The sequence below is a fragment of the Faecalibacter macacae genome, assembly GCF_003687725.1.
Lineage (GTDB): Bacteria > Bacteroidota > Bacteroidia > Flavobacteriales > Weeksellaceae > Empedobacter > Empedobacter macacae.
Genome location: NZ_RDOJ01000020.1, coordinates 243 through 12,135 on the forward strand (window position 1 = coordinate 243; position 11,893 = coordinate 12,135).

Consider the following 11,893-nt stretch of genomic DNA (forward strand, 5'->3'; position numbering starts at 1 on the left):
TTTTCTTAATTCGACTGCAAATATAGGGCGATTAAAACCAAATATACAAACCTTTTCAAATCTTTTTTCCTAAATAATTTTTAAACATTTCGATTTAAGAAACTTATCAGAAAATAAAAATTGATATTTTTTGATTCATTATTTAAACATATTGATTTTTTCGCAAATTTTAAAGAATAATTACCATTTACAACTTTAAAAATAATTTATATTTGTCGTCTTAAAATTTTACATTTAATCGTACCTAAACTCAAATTAATTTTTAAAATCTTAGAATGCACCAGAAAATATATATTGTATTGTTAATAGGTACAATTTTTTTTCAGTCATGTAATGAAAAGACTGAACAAGAAACTTTAAATTATGAAAAAGTAGATGAAAGATGTACAGATGAAGTAAAAGATACTTTACAGTCTAATATCTCTTTAGATGATTTAAAAGGATTAATAAAAGCAGATCCTAATGAAATTAATAATTTCATGGAAGAAAAATGCTTTACAAAAGCTGGATATGGAAAGAATCTATATATAAGTGATATTGAAAAAGCAGATTCTTTAAATATTAAAAAGGTGAAACAAGGTGTGTTTTTCTTAAATAAAATATCAGCAATTGATGTTTCTCAAGAAATTGTTTACAAACTTCAATATAGTTTCCCTATAAAATACTTGAATCAGTATAAAAACGAAATTAACAAATTAGCAAGCAAAGCGAAATTCTATCGTTCAAATTCAGTTGTAACAAACGAAGATTTTAAAATCACTTATGAGATTGACCGTTGGGACAATCGTAATTTAAAGAATTCTTATTCATACCAAATCGACACATTTGATGGTTTTGCAAAATTAACAATCTTCTACTCAGAAGATTTACCAGTAGATTAATAAAAAAGAACAAACAATAAAATGATTATTTCATTAATAGGCTATATGGGTAGTGGTAAATCGACTACCGGAAGAGATTTAGCAAAAACTTTAGGATACGAATTTATCGACTTGGATCAGTACATAGAAAACAAGTACGAGTTATCTGTTAGTGAAATTTTTGAGAAATTTGGTGAACTTGGTTTTAGAAAACGAGAAAAAGAAACACTTGCCGAAATTTTACATAAAACAAACGTCGTTCTTTCTCTTGGTGGCGGAACACCAGTTTATTACGATAATATTGATGTAATTAACACCAATTCTGTTTCTATTTTTTTACGCGTACAATTACCACAATTAGTTAAACGATTAGAAAACAAAAAACATACACGACCTTTAATCGCTCATTTAAAAGATGAAGAAATGATGGAATTTATCGCAAAACATTTGTTTGAAAGAAATCATTTCTATCAAAAAGCTAAACACACGATTAGTATTACAAACCAAAGTTCGTCTGAAGTTTTAAATCAAATCATGGATATCTTAAAAAAAGAAAAGATTTAGATTACTCTAAATCTTCTAATAAAAATTGGTCGCCCGATACATAATCATCTATATCGCGGCGATCTTTTTTCGTAGGTCTTCCCTCACCTTTTACTCTATAATAATCCTGAGATAACTTTCTTAATTCTAATACTTCGTATTCTTCTTTAGGAGTTGTATCTACAATATGTAAAGTTAATAACTTAGCTCCAATTCTACTTTTAGGTACTTGAATGACCTTAAAAGATAAATTAATTTGATCTTTTCTCACCTCTATGTGATCACCAGGAATCACATCTCTGGAAGCTTTAACAATTTGATCATTAATTTTAACACGATTCTTTTTTATTGCATCTGTTGCTAATGCTCTCGTTTTATAATACCTTACGCTCCAAAGAAATTTATCAATTCGCATACTTTCTGACTATTTTTGACTATTGGATAAATATTTTTTCTAAATTCGCAATTTAAACCGAATAATCATGATAAAGAAATTCTTTGTTACTTTATTAGCTGTAACTACTCTATTTAGCTGTAGCAGTGACGATGATAACAATAATGAATTAAGTGTTGAGCAAAGGAAAGCTTTGGACGACGAAGCTATTGAAGAGTATTTAAACGATCACTACTTTAGCCCAATTAACGGAAAAGTGTTAAAATTTGATACTATTACTGGAAATGAAGATGACGCTTACACAAAATTAAGCCAATTTGCTGTAAAAGATCCTGCAGGATATTATTATGCAATAAGACCTGATGTAGAAGCTACTGGAACTAGTATTGAAGAGGTTGATTCTTCTAAAATCTTAATTTCATACCAAGCAAAAATTTTTGAATCTACTAATGATTTAGACACTTACTCTACAAAATACGGTTATATTAGTACTTACACAAGTAGTATTGACACTGGAGATGGATCAGCACAAACAGACCCATCTTTTTACAAAGCGTTTTTAAATACTGATATGATTAATAACGGTGTAAAAAGAGAACACATCGAGTTAAAAAACTTTGCTGAAGGTTTAAAGAAATTTAAAGCGACAGGAACTAACGGACGCGATTTATATAACTTCCAAGGAATCATTATTTTACCTTCTCAGTTAGCTTACGGACGTAATAAAATGTACACAGGAACTTCTATTACAGAAAACCACGGATATAGAAATACATCTTTTATCTTCAACTTTGAATTACACAAAGTAACTCCAAGACAATAAGTTAAAATTTATATAATAAACTAAAAACCATCATTAATTTGATGGTTTTTTATTTAATTTATAGTTTGATTAAAACGACCTAAAAATGAATAACATCTTTAATTCCATATTAGATAACGATTTTTACAAATTTACGATGCAATATGCCGTAACGAAATTATATCCAGATGTAATTGCTCGTTACAAATTTATTAATCGTGGAAAACACGAATTTCCTGAAGGTTTTGCTGAAGAATTACAAAACCAAGTTAATGCAATGTCTAATTTAGCATTAACTAAAGATGAAAAAAAATTCTTAATCGAAAACTGTCCCTATTTAAGCCCTGCTTATTTAGATTTTTTACAAGGTTACCGTTACGATCCTTCTGAAGTTAAGATTTCGCAAGACGGAATTAACGTTTCTGTTGAAGTTGAAGGAAATTGGTACAGAACTATCCTGTGGGAAGTTCCTTTATTAGCATTAATCAGTGAAGTTTTTTACACTTTATCTGATGCACAGCGAATGACAAATGAAGAGGTAACAAAAAACACAAGTGATAAAGTGGATTTATACAACAAATTAGGTGTTAATGTTGCCGAATTTGGAACTCGCCGCCGCCACTCTTACGAGGTACACGATATTGTTATGCAAGAATTAACAAACCATTCAGGGCAAAGTTTTGTTGGAACATCTAACGTACATTTTGCACATAAATATGGTGTAAAACCAATTGGAACACATGCACACGAATGGTTTATGTTCCATGCTGCTCGTTTTGGTTATAAAGTAGCCAATTCTATGAGTTTAGATCGTTGGGTAAAAGTATATTATGGTGATTTAGGAATTGCTTTAACAGACACATACACTTCAGATATTTTCTTCCGCCAATTTGACAAGAAATTATCTAAATTATTCGATGGAGTTAGACATGATTCTGGTGATCCAATTGAGTTTGGTGAGAAAGTAATCGCACATTACCAAAAAATGGGAATCAATCCAGAGCATAAAACAATTATCTTTTCAGATGGTTTAAATTCTGAAAAAGTAGAAATTATTGCAAATGCTTTTAAAGGCAGAATCGGATTATCATTTGGTATTGGAACAAATTTAACGAATGATGTTGGCTTACGTGCCATGAATATTGTAATGAAATTGACTGAAATTTCTTCAATTGATATTCCTTGGACTGGAGTTGTAAAACTTTCGGACGAAAGAAATAAACACACAGGATCTGAAAAGGATATTCATTTAGCAAAAGAGATTCTTCAATTAGGAGAAATTAAAGCTAACGACGAAGTTTTAAAATAATAAAAAATCCACTTCAAATTTGAAGTGGATTTTTTATTTATAATTTATTTATTCTTTTCAGTTTCAAAACTTTTTGCTCCTTTTACCTTTTGGTTTGTTAAAGCGATATCTAAAACTTCTTGCATTTCCTTCACGTAGTGGAAAGTTAAACCTTTTAAATATTCTGGTTTAATATCTTCTACATCCTTACGGTTATCGTCACACAGAATAATTTCTTTAATATCTGCACGTTTGGCTGCTAAGATTTTCTCTTTAATTCCACCAACTGGCAACACTTTACCACGTAAAGTAATCTCACCTGTCATTGCTAATTTAGCTTTTACTTTGCGTTGAGTAAATGATGACATTAACGAAGTTAACATTGTTATACCTGCAGATGGTCCATCTTTCGGCGTTGCACCTTCTGGCACGTGGATATGAACTTTGTAATTCTCGAAAACCTCAGCATCAATACCATATTCATCAGCATGCGCCTTAATGTATTCTAAAGCAATTGTAGCAGATTCTTTCATTACAGTTCCTAAATTCCCTGTAATTGATAAACCTCCTTTTCCTTTAGATAATAACGATTCGATAAATAAAATATCTCCACCAACTGATGTCCAAGCTAAACCAACTACAACACCAGGAACTTCGTTATTTTCATAACGCTCTGGAGTGATTGAAGGTCCTAAAATCTTCTCGATATCAGCAATAGTATATTTTTTATTGTATTCAACCTCCATTGCAATATTTTTAGCCGCATTACGCACTAATTTTGCAACTTTCTGATTCAAATTACGAACTCCAGATTCGCGAGTATATCCAGTAATTAAAAATTCAATTTCTTTTTTACCTAAAACAATCGCTTTCTCTTCAATTCCGTGTTCTTTTAATTGCTTTGGTAATAAGTGACGTTTAACAATTTCAGATTTTTCTTCGATTGTGTAGCCCGAAATATTAATCATCTCCATACGATCTCGTAACGGACCAGGAATATTACCAATATTATTAGCCGTAGCAACGAAGAAAACTTTAGATAAATCGTAATCTAACTCTAAGAAATTATCACGGAATGCATTGTTTTGCTCTGGATCTAAAACTTCTAACATTGCTGAAGATGGATCTCCATGATTACTCGCTGTCATCTTATCAATCTCATCTAAAACAAAAACTGGATTTGATGATTCTGCTTTTTTAATTGATTGTAAAATACGACCTGGCATCGCTCCAATATACGTTTTACGGTGACCACGAATTTCAGATTCGTCATGTAAACCACCCAAAGACATACGCACATATTTACGACCAATTGCTTTAGCGATTGACTTACCTAAGGATGTTTTACCAACACCTGGAGGGCCATATAAACATAAAATTGGAGAACGCATATCCCCTTTTAACTTTAATACTGCTAAATGTTCTATGATTCGTTCCTTTACCTCTTCTAGACCATAATGATCTTGGTCTAAAGTTTTTTGAGCATTTTTTAAATCAAACACATCTTTCGTAAACTCGTTCCATGGTAAATCTAACATAAATTCAAGGTAATTACGCTGAATATTATGTTCTGGCATTTGCGGATTTAAACGAGATAAACGTCCAATTTCTTTATCAAAATGATTAGCAATTTCTTCAGACCAACGTTTTTTCTGCGCTTTTATACGCATTTCGTTAATTTCCTCTTCAGTTGTATTTCCACCTAATTCTTCTTGAATTGATTTGATTTGCTGATGTAAGAAATATTCTTTTTGTTGTTGATCTAATTCTTTACGAACTTTATTTTGGATTGAGTTTTTTAACTCTAACTTCTGAAGTTCGATATTCATATAACGCATTACCTCTAAAGCTCTCAGTTTAATATCTGAAATCTCTAAAAGTAATTGTTTTTCATCTGTTGTTAATGTTAAGTTAGACGCAACAAAATTGATTAAGAAAGTTTTACTTTCTATACTACGTATCGCATTGGCAGCCTCTGAAGGTAACATTGGATTTTCTTCAACGATTTGATAAGCTAAATCGCGAATAGATTCAATAATAATCGGATATTCTTTATTGCGAGCAGTCGGAACTTTTTCAGTTAAAATTTCTACATCTGCACGGAAATAAGGAACTTCTTCTGCAAACTTTTCAACTTTAAAACGTCTAATACCTTGTAAAATAACCGTAATGTTACCATCAGGCAATTTAATTAAACGCATAATACGAGCAACTGTACCATATTGGAATAAATCCTCTGGCGTTGGATCTTCAACCGCAACATCTTTCTGAGATAAAACTCCGATTAAACGATCACCTTTATATGCTTCTGTTAATAATTTTATAGATTTATCTCTTCCTGCTGTAATTGGTGCTACAACACCAGGGAAAAGAACTGTATTTCTTAAAGATAAGACAGGTAATGAAGATGGTAAATCTTGCTTTTGCAACTTAACTTCTTCTTCTTTACTCATCAAAGGAATTAATTCAATTTCGTCTTCCATTCTATTATTTAATGACAAACTGTCTTTTATTTATTATTCTAAACCAATATGTCAGATTTTAGATAAACTTCTAAACCCTAACACTACTTATAACTAACTATATTTCAACAAAAAAATTATTGAAACAACTATTAATATTAGTCAATAGATATAAAGTCAATTCTTATGCCAATACAGAATTCTGTCAGTACAAGTACTTATTTATAACTTATTTCAAAGATAAGTCATTATATCTTAAATCAATTTAAACCTCATCAATCTGTAACTATCTTTAATTATTAAAAATAAAATATACAACTGATATTTTTTACAAAACATTGATATTAAACAGATAAAACATTAACTTAGAGCAAATCAAAACACTTTTTATGTCTCAAATAAGAATTACACTTCCATTTTTAATCATTTCTAGTTTAATTTCCTCTGCTTTTGCATGCACACGAGTCGTCTACAAAGGTCCAGAAAATACAGTAATAACAGCAAGATCCATGGATTGGAAAGATGAAATTGATGCCAATATTTGGATTTTTCCAAGAAACTTGGAAAGAGATGGAAATGTTGGAAATAATTCTGTAAAATGGAAATCAAAATATGGAAGCGTTATTACAAGCGCATGGGATATTGCAACTACTGATGGTATTAACGAAAAAGGGCTTGTTGCAAATGTGCTTTGGTTAGTGGAAAGTCAGTATCCAAAATTTAATCCAAATGGAAATAAAAAAGGGATTACGATTGCAGCTTGGGCACAATATGTTTTAGATAATTTTGCGACAGTAAAAGAAGCAGTTGAAGAATTAAGAAAAGAAGATTTTGTTATCGTTTCTGATTTTATACCCGGAACTCAAAAATTCACAACTTTACATCTTTCTATTTCTGATGCAAATGGTGATAATGCAATTTTTGAATACATTAATGGTAAATTAAATATCCATCATGACGCCTCTTATACAGTGATGACAAATTCTCCTATTTTCAATGAACAATTAGCTATTAACCAATATTGGAAAGGAATTCCAGGAACTGTAATGCTTCCAGGTACAAACAGGGCTGCGGATCGTTTTGTTAGAGCTTCTTATTATATCAATGCAATACCACAAACTGCAGAGACTTTAACTTCAATAGCAAGTGTTTTTAGTGTAATTAGAAATGCTTCAGTTCCTTTAGGAATTTCATCTGCTGAAGAACCTAATATTTCGTCTACACGATGGCGATCAGTAGCTGATCATAAAAATTTAGTTTATTATTTTGAAACAACTAAAACTCCAAATACATTTTGGGTTGATTTAAATAAAATCGATTTCTCTAAAAAAAATACAATGAAATTGAGTGTTAGTAAAAATGAAACTTATGCTGGAGAAACCTCTCAATTATTTAAACAAGAAAAACCATTCACATTTATTGGAATTTAAGCATCAAAAAAATCGGGCATTCAACCCGATTTTTTTATTATTTTTTTAAAGTTTTTCGATATAAATCTTCGTATTGAGGTAAAATATTCTTTTTATCAAAACGAATTGCTTGTTCTTTAGCATTCGTGCTAAATTGAAGTAACCTCGCCTCATCCTCTAAGATATAAATAGCTTTTTCAGCCATCATTTCTACATCACCAACCGGACAAACAAAACCTGTTACACCATCAATATTCACTTCTGGTAAACCTCCTGCATTTGAAGAAATAACAGGAACATTAGCCGCCATTGCTTCTAAAGCTGCTAAACCAAAACTTTCTTGTTCAGAAGGAAGAATAAATAAATCTGCAGCTTTTAACACATCTTGTAAATCACTTACCATTCCAAGACTTTTTACTTTATCTTGAATTCCATATTCTTGTATTAATTGATCTGCTAATTCCCATTCTGGGCCTTCACCAGCGATAATTAATTTAGATGGAATTGTTTTTTGAATAATATTGAAAGCACTAATTACATCTTGAATACGCTTTACTTTTCTAAGGTTAGAAGTATGTAAAATAACTTTTTCATTAGGTTCAGCTAAATCATTTCGACAACACACACATTTTTCTGGTAAAAATTGTTCATTATCAATAAAATTGTAAACCACTTTTATATCATTTGTAATTTCAAATGCTTTAAGTGTATCTTGTTTTAAACTCTCAGAAACTGATGTAACAACATCTGATTGATTAATAGAAAATTCAACCGCCGTTTTATACACAGGATGTTTACCAACTAAAGTTATATCTGTACCGTGTAACGTTGTTACAATTGGTAAATGATATCCTTTTTGAGCCAACATTTGCTTTGTAAAATATGCAGCATAAGCATGTGGAATTGCGTAATGAACATGAACCAAATCTAACTGATACTGTAACACTTTTTCGTACAAAATTGTACTTAAGGCTAAATCATATGGTTGATATTGGAACAGTGGATACGTTTCTACATGGATACGATGAAAGAATATATTAGGTAATTTTATATTTAATCTTGCAGGAACGTTCGTACTAAAAAAATGAACTTCGTGTCCTTTTTCAGCTAAATCCATTCCTAATTCTGTTGCTACAATTCCAGAACCACCGTAGGTTGGATAACAAACAATTCCGATTTTCATAGTCGATTTCATATTTCAAATTTAAGGTAAAATTGAATCATAAATCGCTTGAAGAATATTTTCTCTCACTTTTTTTGAAGAAAGTAAATTATTATACTCGCTTACATTGACACGATTACTTAAAAATACGTAAACTAAATTATATTTTGGATCTACCCAAACCATTGTGCCAGTAAAGCCAAAATGACCATAAGCATCTGTAGAAGCTCCTTTGATAGATTTAACTAATTTTTTATCGAAACCTGCTCCACGATTAGAACTTGGATATTGTTTCGCTGAAAATTGTTCTAAAATTTCAGATTTAATAAATTGTTGTCCACCATAAGATCCACGATTCAGATACATTTGCATCAGTTTTGCCATATCCATTGCATTAGAAAATAATCCGGCATGACCAGCTATTCCACCCATCATTGCAGCTCCTTGATCGTGTACAAAACCATGCACTAACTGATTTCTGTATGTTTTATCATAAGCCGTTGGTACAATGTATTCTAAGTCAAAAACCTCTTTAGGATTATAGGTTGTGCGATACATTCCCATTGGACGATAGAATTTTTCTTGTAAAATTTCGTTGTAATTTTTTTGATAATCTTTCTCTATTTTCTTCTGAAAAATATAATAGCCTAAATCAGAATATTCGTATGTTTTTTTACCTAATGGAGATTTTGCTATATCCTCGAAAATTGAATCTTTGATTGATGTTAAGATGTAAATATTATCGGTAACTTTTATATTATGCTCTTCGTCCTGTTTACGAGAGTAAAAATCTAAATAAAGACGTGCATTTTTTACGTTAACCGTTTCTTTGTAGAAGCCAATCCAAGGTGCTAATCCTGATTGGTGAGCTAAAACTTCTTTGACTTTAAGATTGGTTTTATTGGTGTTTTTCAGATCCGAGTCTAATTCACCCAATGTTTGTTCGAAGTTCATTTTACCAACCTCAAATTCCTTCATAATTAAAGGAATTGAAGCGGTAACTTTTGTAACTGAAGCTACATCATATAAATGATCCCATTCCAGTTTATTTTTTGTTTTGATGTCTTGCGTCCCAAATACCTTATCGTAAATTACTTTCCCGTCTTTTGCAACAACTATTTGCATTCCGGGCGTATAGTTTTTATTTACGGCGTCTTGTGCTAAATCATCTAACTTATTTAATTTTTTTTTTCAACGCCAACATTTGCTGGTTCATCAAAACCTAAACGTTGTATCGCTTTTGTTTTTATTTGATTTCCGTATTTTATACTCTCATTAACCGTAACTGGTAATTTTCCTTTTGCTGGAATTGCACCGAAAATAATTTGAGGAGCAATCTGTTTTGTTTGATCTGTATTTTGATAGTTTACTACTACTCCATCAATCGTACTTAAATCTAAATCTTTTAATCCGTAAGGACTTGTAAATAATGATAAAATCGACTTTTTATCTGATGGTGTCGCTTTTAAAATAGCCTTAGAAATTGCAGATAATTTGTAAGGTTTATAAACCGTTTCGTTTGATAAAAATGCGCCGTAAATCACATAATCGAAATCATTTAATTTATTGATTTGAGAAACATTATCTATTTTAACCAATTTCACATCCGCATATTTTTTTAAATGTTCATGGAAAATTTTGTAATCAGTTTGCTCTAATGGAACAAAAGCAATCTTTGCTGTTACATCTTTAATCGGTAAAACCTGATTTTCGTTTTTAGTTACTGTGGTAGCTTCTTCAAAAATTTTATATGTTAATGCTGTATTTTCATCCGAATTCAAATCTTCAAAAACATTAGTCGCATTTAATGGTTGAAAATTATTTAATCCAACTAAATATTTAGCCATTAAAATTTTCTTTACACTTTCTGCTAAACGATCTTCTGTGATTTCTCCTTTTTCTATCGCAGCAATAATTTTTTGTTTTCCAACTTTTACACCTTGAGAAAATAATAAGATATCATTTCCTGCCACAAAAGCCTTATAATCAACATCGCCTGGCGCGTACATTTTTGCCACACCATCCATGTTTAAAGCATCAGTAATTACAATTCCTTTGAAATTTAATTCACCTTTTAAATAATCTGTAATGATATTTTTAGATAAAGTTGAAGGAATTTTAGGATCTGGCTCCAATGCCGGAACATTAAGATGCGCAACCATCACCGCCTGAACACCATTGTTAATTAATTCGCGAAATGGTGCAACATGATATTTTTCTAAATCTGCTTTATTAGCTGAAATTAAAGGCAATGTTTTGTGAGAATCTTGATCTGTATCTCCATGACCAGGAAAATGTTTTGCAGAGGCTAAAACCTTCATCGATTGTTGACCTCGCATAAATGCTGAACCTTTTGAAGCTACATTTGTAGGATCTGAACCATAAGAACGATTTCCAATAATTGGATTATTTGGATTTACGTTAACATCCACAGAAGGTGCAAAATTAAAATGAATTCCCATTCTATTCGATTGTTTCCCTATTTGTATTCCGGCTTTGTAAACTAAATCCTCGTTATCTAAAGCTCCCATTGTCATATTCCACGGAAAACGCTCTACTCCTTTTAAGCGCATCGCTAATCCCCATTCGCCATCAACTCCGATCATTAATGGAATTTTAGAAGTAGCTTGGTAGCGATTAGTCAAATCAATTTGCTTTACCGCTTGATCTTGCATAAAAATTAGTCCGCCAATTTTTTCTTCTTGAATAAGTTTTAAAATATCAGCTTCATGCGTTTCATCACGATTTGAATATGCAGCAACAATAAATAATTGTCCAACTTTTTCATCTAATGATAATGAATTATATTTTTCATCCACCCATTTTAATTGCATAGAATCTACATACAAAGGCGTTTGAGTCAGATCTAACAATTGATTTTCTTGCGCAAAAGAATTAGAAACAAGAGTGATTGAAGATATTATAGCTATTAAGTATTTTTTCATTAATGTTTGATTAACTTTGTTCTTTATT

General features: G+C 30.9%; 9 protein-coding genes and 1 pseudogene. 5 read left to right on the plus strand and 5 right to left on the minus strand.

The window, feature by feature from the left end; translation table 11 throughout:
* The first annotated feature begins 275 nt into the window (after window positions 1-275).
* Together EAH69_RS12030 and EAH69_RS12035 are read left to right on the plus strand one after the other, a co-directional pair.
* On the plus strand, window positions 276-881 hold the full coding sequence (locus tag EAH69_RS12030; RefSeq protein WP_121935454.1) for a hypothetical protein: 606 nt from the start codon (window positions 276-278) through the stop codon (window positions 879-881).
* 21 nt (window positions 882-902) lie between these two features.
* Window positions 903-1,424, plus strand: a complete 522-nt coding sequence (locus EAH69_RS12035) for a shikimate kinase (protein WP_121935455.1) — start codon at window positions 903-905, stop codon at window positions 1,422-1,424.
* A gap of 1 nt (window position 1,425) precedes the next feature.
* Here the strand turns inward: EAH69_RS12035 and EAH69_RS12040 are convergent, their stop codons facing one another.
* Window positions 1,426-1,818, minus strand: a complete 393-nt coding sequence (locus EAH69_RS12040; protein WP_121935456.1) for an RNA-binding S4 domain-containing protein — start codon at window positions 1,816-1,818, stop codon at window positions 1,426-1,428.
* A 67-nt stretch (window positions 1,819-1,885) separates the two neighbouring features.
* Between EAH69_RS12040 and EAH69_RS12045 the strand changes: the two genes are divergently transcribed.
* The gene (locus tag EAH69_RS12045; RefSeq protein WP_121935457.1) at window positions 1,886-2,620 is read left to right on the plus strand and encodes a hypothetical protein; all 735 of its coding nucleotides are present in this window, start codon (window positions 1,886-1,888) and stop codon (window positions 2,618-2,620) included.
* Window positions 2,621-2,705: 85 nt separating this feature from the next.
* Entirely contained in the window at window positions 2,706-3,908 is a 1,203-nt protein-coding gene (pncB, locus tag EAH69_RS12050; protein ID WP_121935458.1) for a nicotinate phosphoribosyltransferase, read from the plus strand.
* A gap of 44 nt (window positions 3,909-3,952) precedes the next feature.
* On the opposite strand, the gene lon is transcribed toward pncB, so the two are convergent.
* Window positions 3,953-6,370 (minus strand): endopeptidase La, encoded by a 2,418-nt coding sequence (lon, locus tag EAH69_RS12055; protein WP_121935459.1) that lies wholly within the window; start codon window positions 6,368-6,370, stop codon window positions 3,953-3,955.
* A 368-nt stretch (window positions 6,371-6,738) separates the two neighbouring features.
* Here lon and EAH69_RS12060 point away from each other — a divergent pair, with 368 nt between their 5' ends.
* Complete coding sequence (locus EAH69_RS12060) at window positions 6,739-7,779, plus strand: linear amide C-N hydrolase (protein ID WP_121935460.1); 1,041 nt, start codon at window positions 6,739-6,741, stop codon at window positions 7,777-7,779.
* A 37-nt stretch (window positions 7,780-7,816) separates the two neighbouring features.
* Here the strand turns inward: EAH69_RS12060 and bshA are convergent, their stop codons facing one another.
* The 3 genes and pseudogenes from bshA to EAH69_RS12075 all read right to left on the minus strand — a co-directional run bounded on the left by bshA (window position 7,817) and on the right by EAH69_RS12075 (window position 11,865).
* Window positions 7,817-8,941: an N-acetyl-alpha-D-glucosaminyl L-malate synthase BshA gene (bshA, locus tag EAH69_RS12065; protein WP_121935498.1), complete on the minus strand. Its 1,125-nt coding sequence runs from the start codon at window positions 8,939-8,941 to the stop codon at window positions 7,817-7,819.
* A 21-nt stretch (window positions 8,942-8,962) separates the two neighbouring features.
* Window positions 8,963-10,081 (minus strand): annotated as a pseudogene (locus EAH69_RS12070) (serine hydrolase domain-containing protein); the annotation flags it as partial.
* Between the two features lie 17 nt (window positions 10,082-10,098).
* Window positions 10,099-11,865, minus strand: a complete 1,767-nt coding sequence (locus EAH69_RS12075; RefSeq protein WP_121935499.1) for a glycoside hydrolase family 3 protein — start codon at window positions 11,863-11,865, stop codon at window positions 10,099-10,101.
* Window positions 11,866-11,893: the final 28 nt, after the last annotated feature.